This window comes from Chryseobacterium daecheongense (genome assembly GCA_027920525.1).
Taxonomy (GTDB): domain Bacteria; phylum Bacteroidota; class Bacteroidia; order Flavobacteriales; family Weeksellaceae; genus Chryseobacterium; species Chryseobacterium proteolyticum.
The window spans coordinates 4,626,131-4,653,023 of sequence record CP115858.1; the positions used below are offsets into that span (position 1 = coordinate 4,626,131).

Consider the following 26,893-nt stretch of genomic DNA (forward strand, 5'->3'; position numbering starts at 1 on the left):
TTAGTATATTAAACACTAAAACTGTTATTTTATGGCAAAATTTTTACTCTCATGTTTCTTGATTGTAAGCATGGCACTAAACGCCCAGATTGATTTGGGCGCTGGAAGCACTGACGTTGGTACAGCTCCGATCAGTAGCTATTACGGATATTCCTATGTTCAGCAGATTTACCCTAAGCAGGAAATCAATGCAAATGCAGCAGGAAACATTACGGGACTTAAGTTCTACCTGGATCCTTCGATGTCTTTGGCAAATTCATCCGACTGGGTGGTATATCTCGGGCATACCTCAAAATCAGGATTTACTTCAGATACAGACTGGATACCGGTTTCTCAGCTGACTCAGGTATATGCAGGAACAATTACCAATGCTAACGGAGTGGTGGAAGTTACTTTTACAACACCATTTCCTTATAACAATACGGATAATCTAGTCGTAGCTGCAGAAGAAAATTCGCCGGGATATGATAATAATGATGAGGCAATGTATGTTTATTCCGGTGCCGCAAATTCTACTTTGTTTTATAAAAATGACAGCAACAATCCTGATCCGGCTTCACCTCCGGCAGGAGATTTGGCAGATTATAAATCGGTAATTACATTTCTGGGATTAACGGCAAATCCAATTGCTGCCTGTCCTGTCATAACATATCCTTCAAATAATTCAACCTTCATCCCATTATCACCTACCATCAACTGGAATAATACATCGGGAGCGACAAGTTATAAGGTTTCTATAGGAACAACTCCGGGAGGAACTGATGTGGTGAATCAACAATCTGTAGCGACCAATAGCTTTACTCCAGCTGCACCTTTAAGTGCTAATACCAATTATTATCTACGGGTAGTTTCAGTATCAGCGGCCGGTGAATCTTCAGGATGTACAGAAATTACATTTAAGACTTCTCCGCCAGCTCCATCGAATGACGATTGTGCGGGAGCGATTACTTTAACAGTAAATCCGGATCTTAATTGTGGTGCTGTAACCGCAGGATATACTTTGGGAGCAACAGATTCAGGCTTAATTCCTGATCCATGTTATGGCGATCCTGATGATGATGTATGGTTTAAATTTGTTGCTACTGCTACAACGCATAAAATATCACTCCTGAATGTGGTTTCTGTAGGAACTACCAATGATGATGATACCTATTTCCAGGTGTTTAGCGGTGCCTGTGGTACATTGTCGAGCATTCTATGTTCCGATGATACATCATCAGTTTTAACCGGACTTACTGTTGGAGATACCTATTATGTGAGGGTTTACAGTTATTTCGATACAGGATCCAATCAAAGTTTTGATATCTGCGTAGGTACAATGCCACCGCCACCAGCCAATGATGATTGTTCCGGAGCGTTGACGGCGTCAGCCTTCCCTTATACTTATGTACAATCTGACGGAGGTGGTGCAACAAATAATGGCGGATTTGTAACTGTATGTTCCGATAGTATGAATGATGGTACCTGGTTTACATTTACCGGTGATGGTGCAACATTTGATATTACTGTTACAATGCCTGCAGGTAGTGATTTTGATCCTCAGATCGGTGTTTACAGTGGAACATGTGGAAGCCTTGCATGTGTTGATACAGTAGATAATAATGGCTCCGGAGGAACAGAAACTCTATCAATACCTACTCAGCCTGGTACTACATATTATGTAAATGTGGGTAATTATAGTGGATTCACGGATAACATGGAAGGAACTTTCACGATTAATATAGCAAAAAATAATCTTGGAACCTCTGAAGTAGCAGGAAATAAGAAAGGAATCAGTGTTTATCCGAATCCTTTCTCAGATATTTTGAATATTTCTGACATTGCTAATGTAAAATCCGTTACGGTTACTGATATTTCCGGAAGATGGATAAAAACAATTGATAATCCTGGTCCGGTTATTCATCTGGCTGATATTCAATCAGGTCTATATCTGGTCACATTAACAATGAAAGACGGATCTAAACAAACGATCAAAGCAATTAAAAAATAGAATCCGATTTTATCCATAAATATTGATGACAGCTAAATTTTAGCTGTCATTTTTCTTCGATGCTTGCTGTATTATTGGTAAATTAGTAGTCTAATACCAAACATTATATTTATGAAAAAAATTTTACTTTCATGCTTATTGTTTTTAGGCATGGTGTTGAATGCTCAAATCAATTTGGGCTCAGGGAGTACTGATGTAGGACCAGCTCCGATCAGTACATACTATGGATATTCCTATGTGCAGCAGATTTTCTCAAAACAGGAAATTAATGCTGACGCGGCAGGGAATATAACAGGGCTTACATTTTATAGTAATCCGTCGATGTCAATGGTTAACTCTTCAGATTGGGTGGTCTATTTAGGGCTTACCACAAAATCCAGTTTCGACACCGAATCCGATTGGATCCCTGTTTCCGGACTGACTCAGGTGTATGCCGGAATAGTTACTAATGTAAATGGAGTTATCAACATCACTTTTGCGACACCTTTTCATTATAATAATACAGATAACCTTGTGGTCGCTGTTGATGAAAATTCAGCCGATTATGATGATAATGGGGACGAGATCATGCATGTGTATCCTTCAGCACCTAATTCTACTCTTTATTTCAGAAATGATGGGACCAATCCGAATCCTGTTTATCCTCCTGTAGGACATCAGGCTTCCTTTAAATCGGCCATTACAATCAACGGATTAACACCAAAACCTGTTCCTGTTTGTCCGTCAGTAACTTATCCGACAAATAACGCCGTGTTTATTCCATTGTTACCTACCATTCTCTGGAGCCCGGTTGCAGGAGCTACAGGATATAAAGTTTCCATAGGTACAACTCCTGGTGGAACACAAATCATCAATCAACAATCTGTAAGTGCCGCTAGTTTTGCTGTTCCTACCTTATTAAGTGTAAATACTACTTATTATTTACGTGTGGTTTCTGTATCAGCGGCCGGTGAATCTTCAGGATGCGCAGAAGTGAAATTTAAAACAGCCCCTCCGGTTCCCCTGAATGATAACTGTATAGGAGCGGTAACTTTAACGGTGAATCCTGATCTCAATTGTGGAACAGTAACATCAGGTTATACACTAGGAGCTACGGCTTCAGGAATTGCTGCTGCTCCTTGCTATGGTAATCCTGATGATGACGTGTGGTTTAAATTTGTAGCGACAGGAACAAGCCAGAAAATCTCTCTTCTGAATATAACTTCTATCGGTACAGAAGATGATGATGATATTTACTTCCAGGTATTTAGCGGATCTTGTGGTACTTTATCCAGCATTCTTTGTTCGGATCCTACGTCAGCTGTTGTTTCCGGGCTAACTATAGGACAAACTTATTACATCAGAGTTTACAGCTACTATGGAACAGGAAGCAATCAAAGCTTTGACATCTGTGTCGGAAGTATTCCACCGGCACCGGCTAATGACGAATGTTCAGGAGCTCTGCTGGCATCTTCTTTCCCTTATACTTATGTGCAGACTGACGGAGGTGGTGCAACAAATAACGGAGGATTTATCACCGCTTGTGAAAGTGGAATGAATGATGGAACATGGTTCACATTTGTTGGTGACGGAGAAACAGTTAATATTACCGTGAGTATGCCTTCGGGAAGTGATTTCGATCCTCAGATTGGTGTTTTCAGTGGAACATGCGGCAGTTTAGTATGTGTGGATACTGTAGATAATATGGCAGATGGAGAGACTGAAACATTGTCTGTTCCAACTATATCCGGAACTGTTTATTATGTGAATGTAGGATATTATAGCGAGTATACAGATGAGCTCGAAGGAGCGTTTACGATCAATATCAATAAAGAGAGTTCAGATAGACATGCTTCAGGTATTTCAACTCCTGCTTTAATTAAAAAAGCCAGTGGAATTTATCCGAATCCGTTTACTGATGTTCTGAACATTGCAGATATTGATAACGTTAAATCTATTTCTGTATCAGATGTTTCAGGAAGATTGGTTAAAATGATCGTAAGCCCAGATACGGTAATTCATTTGGAGGATCTGAAATCAGGATTGTATCTGGTTACTCTTGAAATGAAGGACGGCTCTAAAAAGACGACCAAAGTAATTAAGAAATAAGTAATTTATATTCAACAAAAAAGGTGGCATCAGCCACCTTTTTTATTTATTAGGAACAGGTTGTATATCACCTGTACTCATATGTTCAAAAACAGTAGGGAAGAACATAGCTAGTATAAAATAAATAATAATCATTAATGCAACTAAAGCAAAAAGAATAATAACTAAACTATTGGGCTTGTTTTTCTTTTTTGGTTCCATGATTTTGTGGTATTGGGTTAATAGATTAATTTGATAAATGATATCAAGCTAATTTCTTGCCACACTGTTTGCAATACCTCGCATCATCATCAATATCTTCATTTCCGCAACGTTCGCAGATCTTTTCCAGGTTTTGTCTTTTATTCCTCATCTCTGCCGTTACAATACCGGTGGGTACAGCAATAATAGAGTAGCCGGCAAGCATCAGTATAACTGCAAAAAATTTTCCCATAGGTGTAATGGGTGAAACATCTCCGTAACCTACTGTAGTTACTGTAACCACAGCCCAGTAAATAGATTGGGGAATGGTTTCAAAACCGGTTCTTCCTCCTTCCACCATAAACATCAAAGAACCTACAATCACCGAAAAAATGATAAGGAACAACAGGAAAATATAGATCTTTCTTGAACTGTTTTTCAATGCCCGTACAATGAGATATCCGTCATTCATAAAATCCAGTAAATTGAAAATTCTAAACACCCTTAGCATTCTCAACATTCTGAATATCAGGAAATATTTGGTTACCGGAAAGAAAAAACTGAGGTAGAAAGGAACCAGGGCAAGAAAATCTATAATTCCAAAGAAGCTGAAGATATAATTTTTCTTATTTTTTACGACCATAATACGCAGCAGGTATTCTGCGGAAAAAAATAAAGAAATAATCCATTCAAAAACAATAAATGTAAGATGGAATCTTTGATCCAGCTTCGGAACACTTTCCATCATAATGATAAGTGTGCTGACAAGGATTAATGCCAACAATATAATATCGAAAAGCTTTCCCAATCTGGTATCGGAACGGTAAATAACACGATAAAGAAATCTTTTCCATAATGTATCCTCCGGGACAAGATTGTGTTCTTTTTCCATACTTTGAGTTTTTTCTAATTTAAGAAATTATCCCTATTTTCGTAGCAAACATACATAATAAATGACAATAAGAGAAGTAATTTCGGAAATAGAAAAACGTATTCCCTTACAACAGGCAGAAGACTTTGATAATGTAGGGTTGTTGTGCGGGGTTCCGGAACGGGAGGTGAGTGGTATTTTAGTATGTCACGATGCTTTAGAGAATGTTGTAGAAGAAGCTATTCAAAAGAAATTAAATCTGATCGTATGTTTTCATCCGATTATTTTTTCAGGGTTAAAATCTCTTACCGGGAAAAACTATGTTGAAAGGGCTGTTTTAAAAGCCATCGAGAATAAGGTTGCAATCTATGCAATTCATACTGCGTTTGATAATGATTTTTTTGGGGTTAATGCAGGAATATGCAACCAGTTGGGATTAAAAGAAGTGAAAATTCTTCAGCCGAAGAAAAATAACCTGAAACAACTTACCGTATTTGTTCCTAAAGATCATTCTGAAAAAGTAAAAGAATCTCTTTTCTCTGCCGGTGCAGGAAATATTGGTTTCTATGATGAGTGCAGTTTCAGTATTAATGGCAATGGAACTTTCAGACCAATTGAGGGCTCGAATCCATTTTCAGGACAGCAGAATATCAGGGAAAATGCAGATGAAAATATGATTTCTGTAATATTTGAAGGCTATAAACAAAATCAGATTATTTCTGCTATGAAATCTTCACATCCATATGAGGAAGTAGCCTACCAGATCTATAGTCTGGACAATGAAAACCAGTATTCAGGATTGGGAATGTATGGAGAGTTTGAAGAAGCAATGAATGAAGAGGACTTTTTACGTTTTGTTAAGGAAAAATTTAATCTTGAAATGGTCAGACATTCAGGGCTTACTAATAAAAAGATTAAAAGAGTTGGCGTTTTAGGAGGCTCAGGAGCGAGTGGAATAAAATCCGCATTATCTAAAAAATGTGATGCCTACCTGACCGGAGACGTTAAATATCACGATTTTTTTTTAGCAGAATCTAAAATGCTGATTTGTGATATAGGACATTATGAATCAGAACAATGGGTTGTAAAACAATTATTTGAAATTTTGTCACAAAAATTTAGTACATTTGCAATCTCAAAATCCAACGAAAAAACAAACCCAGTAAATTATTTCCTTTAGATATGGCAAAAACCAACGATATTTCAGTTGAAGAGAAATTAAGAGCTTTATACGATTTACAAATCATAGATTCAAGATTGGATGAAATCCGAAATACAAGAGGAGAATTGCCAATTGAGGTTGAAGATCTTGAAATCGAGATAGAAGGGCTTGAAAAAAGAGCTGAAAAATTTCATGCAGAAATTAAGGATCAGGAAGATCAGATCAAAACAAAGCATGAAGTAATTAACCATGCGAAAACTCTAATTGAGAAATACAAATCTCAACAAGATAACGTAAGAAACAATAAAGAGTTTGAAGCTTTAGGTAAGGAGATTGAATTCCAAGATCTTGAAATCCAACTTGCGGAAAAAAGAATTAAAGAATTTGGGATCAAAATCACTCATAAAAATGAGACTCTGGAAGAACTGAATTCAAAAATTAACGATCTTAAAAACCACCTTAAATTCAAAAAAGAAGAATTAGAAGGTTTAGTTTCTGAAACTCAGAAAGAGGAAGATTATTTAATTGAGCAGTCTAAAGAATTTGCAGGTAAGATTGATGAAAGATTACTAGCTTCTTACAACAGAATCAGAACGAACTCTATCAATGGATTAGCTGTGGTAGGTTTAGAAAGAGGTGCTCCGAAAGGATCTTTCTTTACAATTCCTCCACAAAAACAGATGGAAATCGCTCAGAGAAAGAAAATCATTATCGATGAACATTCAGGAAAAATCCTTGTTGATGATGAATTGGTAATGGAAGAAAACGAAAAAATGAAATCTGTGATTAAATTTTAATCATCGTTTACTTTGATATAAAAGCTGTTTCAGAAATGAAACAGCTTTTTTTATTCTATTTAATCGAAGAATGCGCTTGCTATAGATAAAATATTATTCTGTAACAACAGCATCCCGGTCACCATCTTCTTTTTTTCCTTCGATGATCATTTCTTCAGCCTCAGCCTTTTCTTCGGCATCAGCAACTTCTATTCTTTCTTCCTGACCCGTATTATGATGATCGATAAAGAATTCGCAATATACCGGTAGGTGGTCCGAGCCAAAATTGTCTAGGGTCTTAAGTTCTTTAATAAAGATGTCTTCACTATGAAACATTAAATCGATAGGGAATCTCAGTAATTGGTATTTGGCGTGGAAGGTTGGAACAAAGGCACGTCCGATTCTCGGATCAATAAGGTGGCTTGTTTTTCTGAACAGTATAGAAGACCTTGACCAGGCAACATTATTAAAATCACCAACGACAAGTACAGGTTCAGTGATATCTTTCACGCGTTTTGCAATGCTCAGGAGATCGCCGTCCCGTTCCTTTGATGTGGCTTCTTCCGTTGGGCTGGGAGGTGGTGGATGAACCCCGAAAAAAACAAAAGAGAAGCCGTCTTCTGTCTCTAAATGGATTTCAATGCTTGGAATATCTTCAGCTACAAAATAATGTGTAGTGGAATTTTTGATCTGAATTTTAGAATAAAAATGCATCCCATAAGTATTTTCCAAGGTTACCTTATGATGATAGGGGTAGTCTTTTTCTAAAGCTCTTAATGCATTTTCCCAAACTCCATTGCTTTCCATGGTAAGGAACATTTCCGGCTTGTTTCGGTTGATAAGACCGATAAACTTGTCATATTCCGTATTGAACTGATAGACATTGGCAGAAATGAAATGTAATTTTTGAGAGGACCGCTTGCCCCTCTGATGTTTCCTTACTCTGTAGAGAGGAGTATACTTTACAAGAATTACCCCATGATGTACAAATAAGATAAAAAGAGTGCCCTGGAAATACCAGAAATATTCGGCTGATCTAAAGAAAAATCCTAAGAGGAAGGTAAGCACAATAAAGTACGTGATTTGAATTTTTCCAAACTCAGGAACCCGAAATATCCAATGCTGGTTTTGAATTTTAGGTAATAATGTCAATAGAACCAGCAGGCCGGTTAAAATCAAATAAGCACTCCACATGTTATAAAAATAGATGGCTAAAAATAATCCTTTTTTACAAGAATTCAAATGAAATCATCTTTTTTAGTATGAAATAAATGAAGTTTGAGTCAGATTTTTCTTACTTTTATTCTGTTATATTTTGAATCAATACTATGAATAAAATTTTCGCAGTTGTATGCTTTTTAAGTACATTCTGCTTTGGACAGCAACTCCAGAACCCGGACATTGAGAAACCTATCAGGGATTTGTTCGCAGGTATGAAGAATGCAGATTCGGAACTGGTAAAGTCGGCATTTACTGAAACGGCCATTCTACAGACTATTACAAAAGAAGGAGTAGTGAAAACAGATGATATACCTGGTTTTATATCTGCTGTTTCCAAAGCCGCTAAAGGCGATCTGGATGAAAGGATTACTATAGCATCTGTACTTGTAGACGGCAATATGGCGAGCGTTTTCACTCCTTATCAGTTTTATTACCAGGGAAAGTTTTCACATTGCGGAGCGAACAGCTTTCAGCTGGTAAAGCAGAATAACAGCTGGAAAATTCAGTACATCATTGATACAAGAAGAAAGGAAAATTGCGAGAATAAGAAATAATATACAATGAAAATTCACCATATCGCCATTATAGGCTCCAATTATCAAGTTTCTAGAAAGTTTTACACAGAGATTTTAGGTTTGAATGTGATCCGTGAAGTATACCGTGAAGAAAGGCAATCTTATAAGCTGGACCTTGCTATCGGAGATCATTATGTGATAGAACTTTTTTCATTCCCTGATCCTCCCGCAAGACCTTCCCGTCCCGAAGCGTGCGGATTAAGGCATCTTGCATTTTCCGTTGAAAATGTTGGCGCAAAGCGGCAGGAACTTATGGAAAAGGGACTGGAATGTGAGGAGATAAGGATCGACGAATTTACCGGTAAAGAGTTTTTCTTTACACAAGATCCGGATCAGCTTCCTTTGGAGTTTTATGAAATGTAAATGGCCTAATGTGCGTATCCCGTAAAAAAGCTGATTGCCATAATGGCTAAAACAATTGAGGATATGATGACGTAGATGTAATCTTTTTCTTTCAGGTATCCTATTAATGCAAAAACAATTCGCATTAAAGGAGTGAAAATAAGAACCAAGATTCCCAGTTGAATGATGGCCATTCCTTCACCTTTGCAGAGAGATTCCCAAAACTGGCCCCATACTTTTTCCGACGAAGAACCGGTCTCCAGTAAGGAATAGTTTTTGGGCATTTTAAAACCTTCCAGAAACAGCTTTACAAAGCCAATAATGGATATAGCTACGGACAAAATCACTCCAAGTCTCAGGAGATTTCCTACGGAGCGGTTCAAATCAACGTCTGTGAAATTTTTTCTCATCGGAAACTTTGATTTATACCGTTATACATCATATAGATTGAAAGGATTGTAATTACAATAGCAAAAAATACCTTCAGTTTTTTAGTTTTTGAAACCATCAATGTTTTAGACCCAATGAAGCTTCCTACCACAACCCCTACCAAAACAGGAGCTACAATTACCGGGATAATTTCTCCTCTTTGAAAATAGATGAGGGAACTTGCGACAGCCGTAACACCGATCATAAAATTACTCGTGGTTGTAGAAACTTTAAAAGGCAACTTCATCATATTATCCATTGCCAATACTTTCAATGCACCTGAACCGATTCCTAAAAGACCAGACATTGCTCCGGCAAACATCATCATAAAGAATCCAGGAATGGTGTTTCGCGCAGAATATTTTTTAATGACTCCTTTATCCGGAAAGGTTCCGTACAATTTAAGTTTATCTTCTAAACTTCCCTTGATCAGGGGTTCCTGGTGGTCGGGTTTTCCTTTAAGATTTAAAATTACGGTAAGGAGAAGAATACTGGCAAAAATAATCCCGATGGTATTTGGGTTCAGAATTCCGGAAACAAGAGCTCCGGCAATAGCACCTGCTGTAGTTGCTATTTCCAGAAACATTCCGATTCTCATATTGGTAAATCCTTCTTTAACAAAAGCTACGGCGGCACCGGAAGATGTACCCACCACAGATATTAAGGAAGCTCCGATTGCGTAATGCATAGGGACGCCAAAACCCAGCGTCAATAAAGGGATAATGATAACTCCTCCTCCTAAACCTGTAAGTGAGCCCAATAGGCCTGCTGAGATTGCTCCAAGGAAGAGAATAATGATTTCTGACATGAATACAAATATAAAACTATTGCAGTTTTCTGCCAAACTTTCAAAAAGATAAATTTGACGTATTTTTGTATGACTAAAAAAATGAAAATGAAATTATTCTACGTGATCCTAGGTGCCACTCCTCCAGGCAGGAATATCGAACAGCACGATGTGTTTTTTGGAATTGCTGAAAGTTTAAAGGATCTGGTTCCGGATATGAAAGACTTCTGGAAAGAGGCTGATGGTAAAATCCACCTGGACTGCCATCAGGAGGTAAGATTTGCAGATGGATATGAAGTGAAAATTGTTGAAAAAACAGATCAGGTTTCTGAAAACCAGCTATTCTTTATCAATTTAGGAGGCTATAAGAGGGGACATTTTGAAGAATTCCATGAGCAACATCTGATGGTTGGAACATCCATGGGAGAAATTATAAAGAGAGTGAAGGAAACGGAATTTTACAAAACAATGGGATTCGAAGGAGCTGTAAGCCATGTTGACGATAAGCACGGTGTGGATATCGATGATATTTTTAACGTTAATGATATCCTTCCTCAAAAAATGAAAGAGAAATACACCATTGTTTTAGAAAAATCTGATGCGGAAAATCAGGAAAATCCAATAGGTCTCGGATATCTTAAAATAGATAAAGTATAAACTTCCCATAATCACTTACGCCGGCTTTTAAGCCGGCGTAACGCGTTAAGTACAGTAAGGATCGGAGATGCGAAAATTTAGGTAATCGGCTATAAAATTTTTATCTTTGCAAAGTCTTGGATCAATGATCTGGTGTTGTATTGTAATGTTGAAAAACGTTTGATAATTGCCTATTGATCCGGATGGTCTCAATTGAAAATATATCTAATAAAAATATAGAATGAAAATAGGAATTTTAGGAGGTGGTCAGCTGGGAAGAATGCTGATACAGAGCGCATTGAAATATGATGATGAATTTTATACGCTGGATCCTGCCTCTGATGCTCCCTGCAGTACTATTTCAAATTTTACACAGGGAAATTTCAATGACTATGAAACAGTCCTGAACTTTGGAAAAAATAAAGATGTTGTAACAATAGAGATCGAGCATGTAAATGCTGATGCCCTGGCAGAACTTGAAAACCAGGGGATCAAAGTTGTTCCGAATTCTGCAATCATTAAAACCATTCAGCAGAAGATTCTTCAGAAGGAATTCTATAAGGCTCATGATATCCCAAGCCCTGAATTTCAGGCTGTCTGGAATAGTGATGAAAAAATTACAATGACACTTCCTTTTGTACAAAAGATGAATACAGGCGGATATGATGGAAAAGGTGTTCAGGTAATTAAAAATGAAGAAGATCTTCAAAATTTATGGAAGGAGCCTTCTGTGATCGAAAAGCTTGTTGATATCGATAAAGAATTGTCTGTGATTGTTGCAAGAAATGAAAAAGGGGAGACCAAGACTTTTCCCGTTACAGAAATGGTGGCTGATCCTAAGTTAAATTTATTAGATTTTAATATTTGTCCGGTTTTTTTACACGAAAACACCCAAAAGCAAATTGATGTAATTACGGAAAAGTTTCTGAATGCAATAAACTCTCCCGGGCTTTTTGCCATAGAACTGTTTTTGGATAAGGCTGGAAAAGTATGGGTAAATGAGACTGCGCCGAGACTTCATAACTCAGGGCACCAAAGCCAGGAAGGAAACGCGAATTCACAATTTGAGCAAATGTACCGTGTCGTTAAGAACCTTCCATTAGCGGATACGGAAAGTCTAGGTTATAGTGGAATGCTTAACCTTGTAGGAGCAGAAGGATATTCAGGAAAAGTAATTTATGAAGGAATGGAAGAAGTCCTGAAATTGCCTAAAACTTATGTTCACTTATATGGAAAAACGGAAACCAAACCGGGAAGGAAAATGGGGCACATTAATGTGCTGGCTGACTCCAAAGAAGAATTGATGGAAAAGCTCATCAAAGTAAAGGCTATGGTAAGAGTAATAGCTTAAAATATTGATAGAAAGACTGCTTTTCAGCAGTCTTTCTTATTTTTTTATCTCATTTTATCATTGAGTTCATTATGAAGATTTTCTATTTTATCCTTGAGCTCACTACCCAGTTTTGAAGGATAATCCTTTATTTTCTTCAGATCAAAGGCTAAGATGACAGAAGCTACTCCTACGAAAATAAATGATAAACCGGTAAGGACTACAAGAGACATTCCTGAAAATATAGGATTAGCCAAAAGCATAAACGACAGGATAATTCCGAGGATACTGAATATTGCAAGATTACCCCATCTTAGTACATGGGCGTCTTTCAAATCAAATGAGATACCCAGTAATTGGAAAGAACGGAACATCACTGTAAATCCTACAATAAATGGTAGAATGGTCATTGAAATCTGAGGATAAGAAACCAGATAGACTCCCATAATAAAGGAAAGTAGTCCCGTTACCAGATATAAGCCCCATCCATTTAATACTTTCGCGTTATTGATCGAGAAAAAGATATCGAAGATCCCCGAGACGATAAAAGAGACACTAAAAAGAAGAGATAATGTCAGATAGGTTTCAAGGGGAGATGAAAATACATATACTCCACATCCAATAAAAAGGATTCCTAGTATAAGCGGGATATACCAGTGCTTTACAGAGTTTCTGAATGATTTTAATAGATTTGGCATAATTAAAAGTATTTTGTTGCCTACTTTGAAATACGGTGTTCGGCGAGTCCGTTTTTATATTTCCATTTTAAATAATTGAATTCTGTTTTAAGGTCTAATTTACTGAAAACAAACAACTAAGAAATAGTTGAATTGATTGAATTTATTCTATTGATAGTGGTTGTTACTTGAAAATTTTCTGGATAACATTTCCGATTTCGATGAAATCCCTGTGATTTCCGAATGATCTTTTTTCAGGACTGTTTTTGTCATATTCTGAAAAAGGATAGATCAGAAGATAATTGTTTTCTTTTAGATTTTTGTTGAGAAGTTCCGGCATGAGCCTCATTTGAGGAATATAGGATACCATTCCTCTTTTAGCCATAAACACAATAAGGGCTTCATCCTCTTTTAGTCCCGCAGCTGTTTTTTCACCGTCATGCCAGGTATTCATAATGATAAATTCAGCTTCTATATTGGCTTTTTTGATGATCCTTTGTAAAAGATCAATAATACTTTCAGGAGCATAAAATATCATGGTTGCTCCTGAATTCCGGGCAATGTTCCATACCCTTAAAAGAGCATGAAAAAAGCCGGCTTCTTTATCTGAATTTTCAGGAATCATCACTGCATATTTTTTTATTGTAGAAATAGGCTGGGCAGCATGGTATACCAGTACGTTCACGTGATCATTCTGAAGGTAGCCATTATAAAGATTGTAAACGAAGGAAGGAGAAAAACCTTTTTCATCTTCAAGACCGATCATAAGATCCGTTATTTCCTGCTCTTTGATCACATTATTGACGCCGTTTACAACATCATTATCATATCTTTTCAGAGGTTGTAATTTGACATCGGCCGATGCTGCAGCATCTGTAGCCTGGTGGAGTAATTTTTCGGCATTTTTTACAGAAGACTCATTTTTATCTTCATTGATGACGTTCAATGCAAAAAAATCTTCAGTATTGGAATGTGCCTTAATCAGAATACCCAGATTGACCATTCGCTCTACAGTTTCCTGATGATTGATGGCTAATAGCAGGCTTTCCTCCTCATGGCTGTTTCCGGATACCGTATCTTCATTATCCGTTTCTGCGATTTTCTGTGCACTGGCCATAGATACAAATGAAGAAATGGTACATGAAATAAGGATAAGTAATATACTTCCGTTCAATACATGTTCATTCAGTAATCTTACAGGTTCTCCTGTTTCCGTTTCGGAAACAATGATGTTGTATCCTACCATTACTGTAGCTAATGTAGCAGCTGCAGAAGCTGAACTTAAACCAAAGATCAGTTTACCTTCTTCTTTTGTAAACCTGAATGTCTTTTGGGTGATCACGGCTGAAATATATTTACCACCGATTGATGCGACCAACATGATCGCTGCAACTTTAAGGGTTTCAAAACTTTTGAAGAATACGGTAAAATCGATCAGCATTCCCACACTGATCAAGAAGAAAGGGATAAATATCGCATTCCCTACAAATTCCACCCTGTTCATGAGAGAAGATGTATGAGGAATCAGTCTGTTTAATGCAAGCCCGGCAAAAAATGCCCCGATGATGGCTTCAATGCCGGCTAATTCTGCCAATAGTGCCGCCAGATAAATCATCACCAATACAAAAATGTATTGTGATATTTTATCATTTACTTTTTTGAAAAACCATCGTCCAATAATAGGAAATAATAATAAAACGATCAGGCTAAAAAGTATAACAGATACGGATAACTTTATCCAGAAAGAAGTTCCCACGTCTCCCTGGACCATACCTACAACCACAGCAAGTACCAATAATGTGGCAATATCGGTGATCATTGTTCCGCCTACGGTAATATTTACAGCCCGGTTTTTTGCAATTCCAAGTTTACTGATTAAAGGATAGGTGATAAGGGTTTGAGACGAGAACAAACTGGCGAATAAGACGGAAGTCAGTACCGAAAATCCCAATAAATAATACGCTCCGACAAATCCGAGTATAAAAGGAAAAATAAATGCATAAGCTCCATATCCGAGACTCTTCCATTTGTTTTTCTTAAAATCACCCATATCAATTTCCAGTCCTGCGAGAAACATGATATAAAGAAGTCCTGTAGTTCCCGTAACTACAATACTGCTATCCCTCGCCAACAGATTGAATCCATTGGGTCCGATTACTGCACCTGCGATAATAAGGCCTAACAGATGGGGAACTTTAATTTTATTCAGAAGTAATGGAGCTGCCAGAATAATGACCAGGACCAATAAAAATTTTAATACAGGATCTTCAATAGGGAAGCTCAGGTTGTGTATGCTCAGTAAAATCATAAATGTGTTTTATTTGGACGAACGCGTTAATTCTACAGAAAATTTTGCAGTACAATTATTATCTGTTATTACAGTTCTTGTTCCTCTTATCTTAGTGTCGGAAATATCATTGAGAAGAATATTCATTTCTACTTTCTTTTTGGCAGCAGAATCTGTTTTGAAATTCAGTTTGATCTCATTGTTTTCAAACTTTCCGGAATACAACCTGATAAGATTGTTATTGTTGATGATTTTAGCCACCAATTGAGTGGAATCACTGTCGAATTCCCAGGTATCTGTTCGCTGATCTCCAACAACATAATCATTACAATTGGATTCCGTGCAGATCACTTTGCCGTTCCAATCTCCGGAAATTTCTTCCGGCCATGTCATTACTTTGGCAGAGTCCTTTCGGGTAAAGATGCTGTCACGCATTTTAATTAAGGCTTGATATTCAGATTCTTTGTGGGCAAATAGCTTTTCTTTTTCCAAAAGCTGCTGCTCTCTTTCCAGCAGGTCTTTTTCCTTTTGGCGATTATCACAACTTAGAAGAAGCAATGGGACAATAAATAAAATCAGCAGAGTGTTTTTTAGCATATCATAGAAATTGATCTAAACAAGATAGGGAAAAAAAATAAAAAAAGAGATGTGAAAGTGGATAAATAGAGATATATTCTGTTGGATGAATAATGAAAATAGGAAGCAATCATAATATGAAAGTTCCTTAATGTACCGATAAGCAGCGGGTTGAGATAGGTGTCCCGCGTTTATTGAATTCTTTGTTTTTTAAACATGGCTGGGTTGTAGTTAATTATGAATACTCCCAGAATAATTAATATTGCTGCCACAATAAATTTAACAGAAATACTTTCATCAAGGATCAGCCAGCTTAAAAAGATAGAAATAATGGTATTGATATAGGCCAGAATAGAAACCTGAACCGGTGAAACCTTTGTCAAAGCATAATGATAGGCAAAGAAGGCTGCAACAGAGCCGAAGATGGAAAGGTAAAACATGGCTGAAATACTTTTGAAACTCCAGTTTTCGAAGTTATAATCTTCAGAAAATAAGAAGGCAAAAATAATCTGGATAATTCCTGCAAAGGCAAACTGATATAAAAGATTCAACGATATATTTCCGCTTTGAATGTTTAGTTTTTTTGTGAAAATGGTACCTGATGCCCAGCCTGCAATCGCGATAAGAAGAAAAACAATTCCCATGGCATAATCCGGATTGGCCAGATCTTTTATACCGTCCCAAAAGATAAAAACAATACCACCGAAAGACATCAGAATTCCTACCACAGCCCTGAGGCTGAATTTTTGTATTCCCACAGCCACACTGCCCAGAAAAACCAGAATAGGAGAGCAGGCGCTTATCAGAGAGGTCACACTGCTTGTTACCGTTTCTTCAGCAACAGTGGTCATTCCATTGGCAATGATCAGCATAAGTGACGAAAAAACAATCTGGTATTTCAGGTTTTTCCATCCGATCCATCGTAATTCTTTTCTGTATAAAAGGACAAGGAGCATAATTAATGCTGCAAGAGATTGTCTTATTCCCGCGACAAACCAGGCTGGAATCGTTTGTACTGCCACCCGAATCGATAAAAAAGTCGTTCCCCAGACAATAGCTACAGTAAGAACAGCAAGTGTAAGTTTATAATCTTTCAAAATATTAGTGAAATGGTATACAAATATATCTTATTTAAGTATAATTATAAAACGTGATTTTGCATGTTGTTTGTAATCAGTTGATATATTCAGGGTTAAAATTTTTTCAGATCAGATTATCCAGGGATTTATAGATAGTTCAATTTTAGAAAACAGATTTTAATTTTTATCTTTGAAAATCTAATAAAATTGAAGATGGTAGGAATTATCATGGGAAGTCAAAGTGACTTACCAATTATGGAACAAGCTGCAGGCTTTTTGAAAACTCTCGAAATCCCTTACGAGCTTACTGTGGTATCTGCTCACAGAACGCCGGAAAGAATGTTTGATTATGCCAAAACAGCAAAAGAAAGAGGTTTGAAAGTTATCATTGCAGGGGCCGGTGGAGCTGCCCATCTACCAGGAATGGTGGCTAGCTGTACTACTTTACCTGTAATCGGAGTTCCTATTTTATCCAGTAATTCTATTGACGGATGGGATTCTGTACTATCCATCCTTCAGATGCCGGGCGGAATCCCTGTAGCAACAGTAGCATTGAACGGAGCTTTAAATGCGGGAATCCTTGCGGCTAAAATTTTAGGAAGCGGAAATGAACAGGTGGCGGAAAAACTACAGAAATATCAGGATTCTTTAAAAGATAAAGTACTAGGAACTGTTGACGATATTAAAGCTCAGCACCCCAACCAGTACGATAAATAAAAATACGCATTATAAAAAGCCTCACTTTATTACAAGTGAGGCTTTTATTTACTTTTTGATCAGCTTAAACGATTCTGTTTTATTCTTCGTTGTAATCTGTAGTATATAATTTCCTTTTGTCAGTGAGCTTATATTAATCATGTCTGTATTCAGAGCATCCTGTTGTACCAATCTTCCGCTGGCATCCAGAATTTTATAACTTTTGAGCTCGTGGGCATGCCTTATATGAAGGTTATCTTCTGCGGGGTTAGGATATATAGATAAGCTTTGGCTGTTGGTGTGGATTTCTGAAGTTGACAACAAACAGTTTCCTACTGTATCTCCTGTTATATTCCAGCCCTTACCAATAAGAATATTTCTTTTAGAAGCAGCATTGGAAGCATATTGTAAAGGCGTTACTGAAACAAGAGGAATATTATCAGGAGTAACAGGATTATCTGCCCATCCGGACAGGGTTTTGCTGTAATTATCGCAATTTAATCCTGAACCTGTAAGCATATTGGTAGCATCGGTTAATGAGCTGAGGTTCCAGTTGCCTAAAGACCGGTTAAAGTTTGTGGCGCTTGTTAACATAAATCCCATATGAGTAACCTGGGAAGTTGCCCAGTTAAGAGGTTGATTGAAAACAGTACAGCCGTGAAACATATGAGCCATATTGGTTACAGAGGAAGTATTCCATCCGCCAATGTCTTGATTGAAAACAGGAATAAAATGGAACATAAAAGACATATCTTTTACTTTAGAAGTATCCCAGCTGTCTAAACGCTGATTAAAATTCAGGCAAAGAGCAAACATCCAGCCCATATCTTCCACATTCGAAGTGTTCCAATTATTTAAGGGTTGATTAAATACCTTTCTTCCGGAAAACATATTATTCAGATTTTTAGCTGATGACATATTCCAGGTACTCAAATAAGGGGAATTAAACTGATCTATTGCCTGCACATAATCTCCCATCCTTGCAAACATAAATTTAAAATCCTTTATAGTTGAGGTATTCCAGTTTTGCATTGAACTTGCCCCTAAAAAATCATGGGCATTATAAAACATGAATGAAGCATCCGTTACATTAGTGAGGTTTGGACTGTCGGTAGCCGTGAGCTGAAGCAATCTGCAGTGCGCAAATGCAGTATTCATAGAGGTCCATTGAATATTTCCCCAATTTTCTATTTCAGTTATTTTATCAGAATTTCCGAATATATCCCACATGAGAATATATGAGTCTGCTACATAAATGATCTGGCATTCTCCAAATCGTATTTGTTTAAATATGCCATTTCCGTTGCTTACTTTTACACGATAAGAAGCGCTTGCCGTATCAGGATTTAATGAAGTTCCAAAGTCAATCAATACCTGCTTCGTAGAGGTAACATTATTCATAACCCCGTTATGCTGAGGATAGTTTACTTCTTCCCAGCTTATTGTGTAATTCTCACCGATTCCCGGAAACCATATCTGATTAGTGGAGGCGGCATAAGGAGCATTTACATCAATAAGAGGCATTGTGTCGGGCCTGTTGGGTTGCCAGATCGTAACAAATTCATTTTGTGCTTTTATCATTTGCCCTAAGAATAAGAATAAACCTAGGAGGATAATTTTTTTATACATACGGATGGATTATGATATTATTTCTTAATAAATTTAAGTGATCGTGCCATGTCTTTCGAAATGATCTGAAGGATATAGTTTCCTTTGATTAAAGAGCTGACGTCAATTTTTTGATTATTTATCATACCCTGAAGTATTATTCTTCCTGCCATATCCATTACTCTATAATTACCGGAATCTTTCATATTTCTGATGTAGATAAAGTCCGTTGCGGGATTTGGATAGATACTGATCTCGTTGAGAGGTAACGCATCTGATGTGGATAAAACAGACTGGCATTCTCCGTTGTAAGTATCTCCGCTGATCGTCCATCCTTTATTATTGATAAGATTATTTCTGGCATTGACAGCAAGCGGGTTGGAATAAACCAAAGGTGAAGTATTTGCAAGGTTGATATTATTAGGGGTTGTGGGTTTCAGGTTCCAGCCGTAAAGGGTATTATCGTAGTTTTGACAATTCATTCCTGAGTTTTGTAGCATGTTTATGGCTGAGGTAAGAGAGCTGATGTTCCATTGTCCAAGATTTTGATTGAAATGAGTGGCTCCATTGAACATATTGTTCATGTTGGTGACAAGTCCTACATTCCAGTTTCCTATATTCTGATTAAAATTCTTTGCATCTTTAAACATATTGTGCATCCAGACTGCTTTGCTTACATCCCAGTTCCCAATATCCTGATTGAAGCTGGTAGTCCCATTGAACATATCGTTGATATAGACTACATTGCTTATGTTCCAGTTTCCGATGTTTTGATTAAAACTGGAAGCGCCTGCAAACATGCCCTCCATAATGGTGGCACTTGATGTGTCCCAATTGCTGATATCCTGATTGAAATCCTGTGCCTGGTTGAACATACGGTCCATTTCAACTACTTTGGAGGTATTCCAGTTCCCAATAGGCTGGTTGAATTTTTTAGCACCGGAAAACATAAATTCGCAATCGATAGTATTGGAAAGATCCCAGTTTCCGATCGGTTGATTGAACTCTTTAGCACCACTGAACATGGCGGTCATGTGGTTTACCTTAGAGGTGTTCCAGTTCGCCAGAGGTTGGTTGAATACCAAGGCAGAGCTGAATGTTATTCCCATCATGGTAACGTTTGAAGTGTCCCAGTTTCCAACAGGCTGATTGAAAAGAAAACAACCTGCAAATGTACTTAGCAAAGTGGTTACATGGGAGGTGTTCCAATTATTGAAAGAGGGATTTCCTATCAAACTATAATTACCTAAGAACATATTGGACATATCTGTAACGGCTGACAGGTCTGGAGTGTCTGTGGCAGTTACATCGAAGTCTCTGCAACCCTGAAATGCCTGTCCCATAGAAGACCAGTGGATGTTTCCCCATTGTTCCAATCTTACTATTTTATGCACATCACCTATCAGGCCATCACCATTAAACATATCCCAGTTGGAAAACCGGATCCTATGAAAATTACCAGTGCCATTTGTTATTTTTAAACGATAAGTTGCGTCTGCTGGATTAGGGTTTAAAGGGGTTCCAAAGTCGACCAGTACCTGGTAAGTAGAGTTGAGATTGGTTAATGTGGCATGGTGTGCCGGGAAACCAATTTCTTCCCAGTATACCTGAAAATCGGTTCCTACAGCAGGAAGCCAGATCTGTGTATCTGTAGAAGCTACGGATATCCCGGTATATTGTGTTGCATAACGGGGAAGGCTTGGTTTCCAGACGGTGATAAATTCATTTTGAGCTTTTCCTGACTGAAAGAAAAGAATAAAGAGAAAGAATAGGATTGTTTTTTTTAGCATGAGAATTAGTTTTTGATGAATTTTAAAGATTGGACCTTATCCGCGGAAGTAATTTGTAATAGATAATTTCCCTTTATTAAAGAACTTACATCGATTTTTTCATTATTTAAAAGTCCGTGAAGGATCATTCTGCCTGCCATGTCAGTTATCCTGTAACTTCCGGAACCTTTTATATTTTTGATATAAATAAAGTCGCTGGCAGGATTGGGATAAATGGAAAGATTATTGAGAGGTATCTCAGAAATTCCTAATCTGCACTCTCCCTGAGTATCACCAATAAATACCCAACCTTTATTGATAAGTACATTTCTTTCTGATACTACATCCGAAGAATACATTAATGGTGCAGTAGAAATCAGGTTGATGTTATTCGCCGTATTTGGGTTATTGGCCCATCCGGCGATGGTTCTGCTGTAATTTTCGCATTTTAATCCGGAATTCGTCAGCATCTGGTCTCCAATAGTCAGGGAAGCCAGGTTCCAGTTTTCTAAAGATTGATCAAAGCTTGTTGCATCACGAAAAGTGAAAAGCATTGTTCCCACCAATCCTGTATTCCAGCTTCCTACAGGTTGATTGAAGGCAGAGGCACCTGTAAATAGCATCTCCATGGTAGTTCCTTTGGCTGTGTTCCAGTTGTCTAGTGGTTGGTTAAAAGAAGTACAGTTGTGGAACATGTGGCTGAAATTAGTAACATTGGACGTGTCCCAATTACCGATAGGCTGGTTAAAATCGGGGATAAAATGAAATAAATACGCCATATTGGTGACCTTTGAAGTATTCCAGTTATTCAATGGCTGATTGAATGTGTAACAATTTTCAAATGTATGGGCCATTGTGGTTACGTTCGAAGTATCCCAGTTGTTTATATTTTGATTGAATGATCTTCTGTGGAAAAACATATAGCTGATGTCTTGTGCCGAAGACATATCCCATGAACCGATGTTGAGATTGAACAGATCAACTGCGGCGGTAGCCGGAGTAGGGGAAGTGTGGCCAAACATGTATGTAAATTTTTTTATTTGGGATGTATTCCATGCCGTCATAGACGGGTGTCCTGTAAAAGCTGAATTTCCATAAAACATGAATGAAGCATCTGTTACACCTGAAAGGTTAGGTGTGTCTGTAGCGGTAACTTGAAGCGCCCTGCAATTACTAAAGGCATTCTCCATAGAAATCCAGTTGATATTTCCCCATTGGGAAACTTCGGTAATTTTATCAATGCTGCCTACGTTGTGCCAGAGAATAGCCATGTAAGCAGTAGGGACATTTAGGATTTCAGGATCACCAAACCGGATCTGCTTAAAAACTCCGTTTCCATTGCTTACTTTTACCCGATAAGCAGCATCAGTGGTATTAGGATTTAATGATGTTCCAAAATCTATAAAGACCTGTTGTGTAGAAGTCACATTGTTCATGACTCCATTGTGCTGGGGAAAACCTATCTCTTCCCAGGTTATCGTATAATTTTCTCCGATTCCCGGGAACCATATCTGGTTATTGCCTGCCGGATAAGGAACAATAACATCCATCTGTGGAATGATTGCTGGAGTATTAGGTTTCCAGATGGTGATAAATTCATTTTGGGCGTTCAGGATGTGGAAAAAAGTAATAAATAAAATAAGGGGTAAAAATTTTTTATACATATCAAAATTTTGTGAAATAAAGATAATGAAAATAATAAAATCACAAAATTTTTGAATAGTTTATTGCAGTATTTGATTTATTTTAATTTTTTATTACCTATAAAAGCTAAAATAATAAATAATTTGAATTTTTGAAGATTAAAGGCTTTTATTCCGGAAGCCTGTTTTCCAGGTGTTTTTTGGACTGTTCCTAGCCCCGATAGAAGCGGTTACCCCGGAGCAGGGAATGGTAAGGTTGGGGGCGAGGAGTATGAGCGGATAGCGGGAAGTAGCTCTATAAAAAAAACTCTCTTAATGTCGAGAGTTTTATGTTTTTTCAGGGATGAAATTTAATACCAATTTTGTTGGGAAGTATTGTTCATCCGTACTTCAAATTGTTCGGCAGCACCGATTTTATTTCCATTTAAATAGATCCAATCGGTACCGTTCTTTTGATATACCTGAAGGAAATATATTTTTCCTGCGGAGGTTTTATCCTTGAAGGCAACGGTATCTCCATTTTCTATGCTTGTGGAAGTGTTTCCGTTTTTCTTTTTCACAAGGACCAGTTCCAGGTTTTTAAGGGATTTGCCAAATTTCGGGAAATAGTAATAAGCTCCTCCGTTCAGATACTCCCAATACCAGAAATTATTAATACGCTCGCTGATCTCTACCCGTACCGGACCTTCTTTGAGATCGAAATAATTGTCACCAGCCCCAAGGTTAACAAGATTGAACCATGTATTCTGATCAGGAGCAGAAGCGGATACGGTTAGCCAATCATCTGGTTTTGAAAGGTTGCTGGTAATATACTTTCCGGTAGCTACGGATCTTAAAGATACCTTATCATATATTCTGAATTTCATACTCTTTTTGGGAGATGTTTCATCCGTACTGATGGCTCCTTCTACAGGATAATGATCCGAATAATCTGTCCAGTAATAAGTGTCCTGGGTGAGATTGGTATACGTCATAAGGGTATTGCTTACGGGATCAAAAGCTATATTGTGCCAGGATAGAGGTGTAAGGTGTTCGTTGGAAACGAAGATATAATCCAGATATTCCGGCTGATTCTTAGGATAAGGATAATGGTAAGATGCCATGGTGTTCGTCTGGGTATCCCATGTCTGTGAAAGACCTTTGTAGACAGGTGCAGATACATTTAAAGTTTGCAGCATGACAGGGTATTCCTGGCTGTTCTTAATAATATTAAAATCTCCGCCATACACAAGCATTTCATCAGCAGGAATTTGAAGCGCGTCCACATAAGATTTGATCATTTCCAGCTGGCTTTTTCTGATGCTGACTTCATTTCCCTGGCAGCCGGGTTGTGTAGATTGAAGATGGGTAGAAATACAATGAATCCGTTTTCCGTTTTTAATAATACGTGCGTACACAAAACCCTTTAAAGAAAGAGCATCGAAATCACATCCTTTGGGAAAGATATATTGATTCATTATTTCAATCGGGTACTTACTGGCAATCATCACTCCACCGTTTTCCAGTCCGCCCGAGACTACTTCTCTCCAGTCTCCGGAAGTGCTATTCCAGCCTTGTTTGGTTTGTCCAAGAATAGGTGTCTGGTAAGGGAATTTTGAAGAAAGTTTTTCTCGAAGTATTGTTGAAGCTGTATTGTCAAAGCATTCCTGCAGGAGTAATACATCATAATTTTTGATAAAGTCTGCCGTCCCGATTTTTTCTGCCCTTTGATTTTGCGACCATTGTGTGGTAGAGGCTACAGCGATATCCCGTAATAAGAATGTGTTGTAAGTGAGTACTTTGAGATCATTATCTCCTAAACGTGAAAATCTATCGTTTTTATTTACCTGATTGGCAATAGAGTCATTTTCTTCAAAAGAGGCTTGTTCACCGCATGAAATAAATGAAAGAAAGCATAATAATGCAAGAAGATAGAATCTCCGGTCGAAATTTTTCATATGTATTTTTTATTTGATGGGCTAAAATACTCTATGAAGAAAAAGTAAATGTTATCTAAGTATTATATGTATATTAAGTTTGTCATAAAATAAAATGTGACAAGATATCTCTGCAATTACTTCGCGAGATATAAAATAAAAAGTCCCATTATTCAAATAATGGGACCGTATATTGCGTATGATTATATCTTAATATCTGTAGTATTCCGGTTTGAACGGACCTTTTACATCTACACCGATATATTCAGCTTGCTCAGGAGAAAGAGTTTCCAGCTCAACGCTTAATTTTTTAAGGTGAAGGGCAGCTACTTTTTCATCTAAGTGTTTTGGTAGTGTATACACCTCGTTTTTGTATGCTGCAGAATTATTCCATAATTCGATCTGAGCTAAAGTCTGATTAGAGAAAGAATTGGACATTACAAAACTAGGGTGTCCTGTAGCACATCCAAGGTTTACAAGTCTTCCTTCCGCAAGGATGATAATTTCTTTTCCTCCTTCCAAGGTATAGATATCTACTTGTGGTTTAACTTCTGATTTTGTGTGACCATAGTTTTTGTTTAACCATGCCATATCAATTTCATTATCGAAGTGACCGATGTTACAAACGATCGCCTTATCTTTCATTTTAAGGAAGTGCTCTGCTCTCACGATATTGAAGTTACCGGTAGTCGTAATGATGATATCTGCATTATCTACAACTGTATCTAATCTTTTTACTTCATAACCATCCATTGCAGCCTGTAAAGCACAGATAGGATCAATTTCAGTAACCGTTACGATAGAACCTGCCCCTCTGAAAGAAGCTGCCGTACCTTTACCTACATCTCCGTAACCACAAACTACCACTCTTTTACCTGCCAACATTACGTCTGTAGCTCTTCTTACAGCATCTACTGCAGATTCTTTACAACCGTATTTGTTGTCAAATTTAGACTTGGTAACAGAATCATTCACATTGATAGCCGGCATTACTAACGTACCGTTCTTCATTCTTTCATATAATCTGTGTACTCCGGTAGTGGTTTCTTCAGAAAGTCCTTTGATATCTTTTGTTAATTCAGGGTACTTATCAAAAACCATGTTCGTTAAATCTCCACCGTCATCAAGGATCATGTTTAATGGCTTTCTTTCTTCACCGAAGAATAAAGTCTGCTCAATACACCAGTCGAATTCCTCTTCATTTAATCCTTTCCAGGCATAAACAGGAATTCCTGCAGCAGCAATAGCGGCAGCAGCGTGATCTTGTGTAGAGAAAATATTACAAGAAGACCATGTAACTTCAGCACCTAAAGCTACTAAGGTTTCGATAAGCACAGCTGTCTGGATCGTCATGTGTAGACATCCTGCAATTCTTGCTCCTTTTAGGGGTTGAGATGGTCCGTATTCTTCACGGATAGACATCAGGCCAGGCATTTCTGCCTCAGCAAGAGTAATTTCTTTTCTTCCCCATTCTGCAAGAGAAATGTCCTTAACTTTATAAGGAACGTATTGTGTTGTAGTACTCATATGTTAATGAATAAGTTTAAATTCAATTGATAATGAAATGCAAAATTACAATTAATAATTAAGATATAAAAACGATGGATCAAGTTCAATTGATGAGATTATACATGAATTAATATTATTTTTATTTACTCTAAATAAGCTATTTTTGCATCAATAAAATCGTTGTAAGATGAATGATAACCATGCCCAGGATAATGCTCAAAAAAAGACAAAGCCACTTACTCCCAAAGTAAAAGAGTTAATAAATAGATCTAAAAGTGTGATTTTAGCCACCGTAGATGCCGAAGGAAATTCCCATTCCAGCTATGCTCCTTTTGTACAGATAGAAAATACATTTTACATTTTGGTATCTTTTATGGCAAAACATACAAAAAATCTTGCAGAGGGAAGGAGTACTTCTGTAATGCTTATAGAAGATGAGATGGCTACCAAGCAGATATATGCCCGTGAACGGTTAACCTTTGAAGCCAAAACATCACCAATAGAAAGAGATTCTGAAAGCTGGAATAATGCGGTAAGTCAATTAAAAGAATCTCATGGAAAAGTAGTCGATCTTATTTCCGAAATGAAAGATTTTATTCTTATTGCTTTACATCCGCTTAAAGGTTCCTATGTGAATGGTTTTGGAAGTGCTTACTTTGTTGATGAGAACCTGGAAATCCTTGAGCATAGAAATGATGTTAACCATCAATCAAAATAAATTGGAAGGTAGGAGAGGAAGAGTATTA

Annotated in this window: 24 protein-coding genes; 10 read left to right on the forward strand and 14 right to left on the reverse strand. The window is 37.4% G+C overall.

What is annotated here, in order from left to right:
* Positions 1–31 precede the first annotated feature (31 nt).
* Together PFY10_20755 and PFY10_20760 are read left to right on the forward strand one after the other, a co-directional pair.
* Positions 32–1,990, forward strand: coding sequence for a T9SS type A sorting domain-containing protein (locus PFY10_20755; protein WBV56615.1), 1,959 nt, complete (start codon positions 32–34; stop codon positions 1,988–1,990).
* A 111-nt stretch (positions 1,991–2,101) separates the two neighbouring features.
* Positions 2,102–4,078, forward strand: coding sequence for a T9SS type A sorting domain-containing protein (locus PFY10_20760; protein WBV56616.1), 1,977 nt, complete (start codon positions 2,102–2,104; stop codon positions 4,076–4,078).
* 42 nt (positions 4,079–4,120) lie between these two features.
* Here the strand turns inward: PFY10_20760 and PFY10_20765 are convergent, their stop codons facing one another.
* The gene (locus PFY10_20765) at positions 4,121–4,279 is read right to left on the reverse strand and encodes a hypothetical protein (GenBank protein ID WBV56617.1); all 159 of its coding nucleotides are present in this window, start codon (positions 4,277–4,279) and stop codon (positions 4,121–4,123) included.
* 43 nt (positions 4,280–4,322) lie between these two features.
* A complete protein-coding gene (locus tag PFY10_20770; protein ID WBV56618.1) occupies positions 4,323–5,150 on the reverse strand; it encodes an ion transporter in 828 nt (275 codons plus the stop codon).
* 61 nt (positions 5,151–5,211) lie between these two features.
* Here PFY10_20770 and PFY10_20775 point away from each other — a divergent pair, with 61 nt between their 5' ends.
* Together PFY10_20775 and PFY10_20780 are read left to right on the forward strand one after the other, a co-directional pair.
* Entirely contained in the window at positions 5,212–6,309 is a 1,098-nt protein-coding gene (locus tag PFY10_20775) for a Nif3-like dinuclear metal center hexameric protein (protein ID WBV56619.1), read from the forward strand.
* 2 nt (positions 6,310–6,311) lie between these two features.
* Positions 6,312–7,088, forward strand: a complete 777-nt coding sequence (locus tag PFY10_20780; GenBank protein ID WBV56620.1) for a hypothetical protein — start codon at positions 6,312–6,314, stop codon at positions 7,086–7,088.
* 93 nt (positions 7,089–7,181) lie between these two features.
* On the opposite strand, the gene PFY10_20785 is transcribed toward PFY10_20780, so the two are convergent.
* Positions 7,182–8,309 carry an endonuclease/exonuclease/phosphatase family protein gene (locus PFY10_20785; protein ID WBV56621.1) on the reverse strand — a complete coding sequence of 376 codons (1,128 nt, stop codon included), beginning with the start codon at positions 8,307–8,309 and terminating at the stop codon, positions 7,182–7,184.
* Positions 8,310–8,395: 86 nt separating this feature from the next.
* Here PFY10_20785 and PFY10_20790 point away from each other — a divergent pair, with 86 nt between their 5' ends.
* Both PFY10_20790 and PFY10_20795 read left to right on the forward strand, forming a co-directional pair.
* Positions 8,396–8,842, forward strand: a complete 447-nt coding sequence (locus tag PFY10_20790) for a nuclear transport factor 2 family protein (GenBank protein ID WBV56622.1) — start codon at positions 8,396–8,398, stop codon at positions 8,840–8,842.
* A 6-nt stretch (positions 8,843–8,848) separates the two neighbouring features.
* Complete coding sequence (locus tag PFY10_20795; GenBank protein ID WBV56623.1) at positions 8,849–9,226, forward strand: VOC family protein; 378 nt, start codon at positions 8,849–8,851, stop codon at positions 9,224–9,226.
* Between the two features lie 5 nt (positions 9,227–9,231).
* Here PFY10_20795 and PFY10_20800 read toward each other — a convergent pair whose 3' ends face one another.
* Both PFY10_20800 and PFY10_20805 read right to left on the reverse strand, forming a co-directional pair.
* Positions 9,232–9,615, reverse strand: coding sequence for a DUF1634 domain-containing protein (locus PFY10_20800; protein WBV56624.1), 384 nt, complete (start codon positions 9,613–9,615; stop codon positions 9,232–9,234).
* Entirely contained in the window at positions 9,612–10,442 is an 831-nt protein-coding gene (locus tag PFY10_20805; GenBank protein WBV56625.1) for a sulfite exporter TauE/SafE family protein, read from the reverse strand. Before PFY10_20805 ends, PFY10_20800 begins: the two co-directional genes overlap by 4 nt.
* Positions 10,443–10,529: 87 nt before the next feature.
* Between PFY10_20805 and PFY10_20810 the strand changes: the two genes are divergently transcribed.
* Together PFY10_20810 and PFY10_20815 are read left to right on the forward strand one after the other, a co-directional pair.
* The gene (locus PFY10_20810) at positions 10,530–11,078 is read left to right on the forward strand and encodes a DUF1543 domain-containing protein (GenBank protein WBV56626.1); all 549 of its coding nucleotides are present in this window, start codon (positions 10,530–10,532) and stop codon (positions 11,076–11,078) included.
* Positions 11,079–11,298: 220 nt separating this feature from the next.
* A complete protein-coding gene (locus tag PFY10_20815) occupies positions 11,299–12,408 on the forward strand; it encodes a 5-(carboxyamino)imidazole ribonucleotide synthase (protein ID WBV56627.1) in 1,110 nt (369 codons plus the stop codon).
* Between the two features lie 44 nt (positions 12,409–12,452).
* Here PFY10_20815 and PFY10_20820 read toward each other — a convergent pair whose 3' ends face one another.
* The 4 genes from PFY10_20820 to PFY10_20835 form a co-directional block, all read right to left on the reverse strand.
* The gene (locus PFY10_20820) at positions 12,453–13,085 is read right to left on the reverse strand and encodes a DUF308 domain-containing protein (GenBank protein WBV56628.1); all 633 of its coding nucleotides are present in this window, start codon (positions 13,083–13,085) and stop codon (positions 12,453–12,455) included.
* 163 nt (positions 13,086–13,248) lie between these two features.
* Positions 13,249–15,372, reverse strand: coding sequence for a cation:proton antiporter (locus PFY10_20825; GenBank protein WBV56629.1), 2,124 nt, complete (start codon positions 15,370–15,372; stop codon positions 13,249–13,251).
* A 9-nt stretch (positions 15,373–15,381) separates the two neighbouring features.
* Entirely contained in the window at positions 15,382–15,948 is a 567-nt protein-coding gene (locus tag PFY10_20830; GenBank protein WBV56630.1) for a hypothetical protein, read from the reverse strand.
* Between the two features lie 170 nt (positions 15,949–16,118).
* Entirely contained in the window at positions 16,119–17,024 is a 906-nt protein-coding gene (locus PFY10_20835) for an EamA family transporter (protein ID WBV56631.1), read from the reverse strand.
* Between the two features lie 195 nt (positions 17,025–17,219).
* On the opposite strand from PFY10_20835, the gene purE reads away from it, so the two are divergent.
* Positions 17,220–17,723 (forward strand): 5-(carboxyamino)imidazole ribonucleotide mutase, encoded by a 504-nt coding sequence (gene purE, locus PFY10_20840; protein WBV56632.1) that lies wholly within the window; start codon positions 17,220–17,222, stop codon positions 17,721–17,723.
* A 48-nt stretch (positions 17,724–17,771) separates the two neighbouring features.
* Here purE and PFY10_20845 read toward each other — a convergent pair whose 3' ends face one another.
* The 5 genes from PFY10_20845 to ahcY form a co-directional block, all read right to left on the reverse strand.
* The gene (locus tag PFY10_20845; GenBank protein ID WBV56633.1) at positions 17,772–19,331 is read right to left on the reverse strand and encodes a BspA family leucine-rich repeat surface protein; all 1,560 of its coding nucleotides are present in this window, start codon (positions 19,329–19,331) and stop codon (positions 17,772–17,774) included.
* A 17-nt stretch (positions 19,332–19,348) separates the two neighbouring features.
* Positions 19,349–21,100, reverse strand: coding sequence for a BspA family leucine-rich repeat surface protein (locus PFY10_20850; GenBank protein WBV56634.1), 1,752 nt, complete (start codon positions 21,098–21,100; stop codon positions 19,349–19,351).
* Positions 21,101–21,105: 5 nt separating this feature from the next.
* On the reverse strand, positions 21,106–22,743 hold the full coding sequence (locus tag PFY10_20855; GenBank protein ID WBV56635.1) for a BspA family leucine-rich repeat surface protein: 1,638 nt from the start codon (positions 22,741–22,743) through the stop codon (positions 21,106–21,108).
* A gap of 329 nt (positions 22,744–23,072) precedes the next feature.
* Positions 23,073–24,659 (reverse strand): sphingomyelin phosphodiesterase, encoded by a 1,587-nt coding sequence (gene sph, locus PFY10_20860; protein ID WBV56636.1) that lies wholly within the window; start codon positions 24,657–24,659, stop codon positions 23,073–23,075.
* Between the two features lie 189 nt (positions 24,660–24,848).
* Positions 24,849–26,165, reverse strand: a complete 1,317-nt coding sequence (ahcY, locus tag PFY10_20865; GenBank protein WBV56637.1) for an adenosylhomocysteinase — start codon at positions 26,163–26,165, stop codon at positions 24,849–24,851.
* A gap of 169 nt (positions 26,166–26,334) precedes the next feature.
* Between ahcY and PFY10_20870 the strand changes: the two genes are divergently transcribed.
* Positions 26,335–26,865 carry a pyridoxamine 5'-phosphate oxidase family protein gene (locus tag PFY10_20870; protein ID WBV56638.1) on the forward strand — a complete coding sequence of 177 codons (531 nt, stop codon included), beginning with the start codon at positions 26,335–26,337 and terminating at the stop codon, positions 26,863–26,865.
* Positions 26,866–26,893 lie beyond the last annotated feature (28 nt).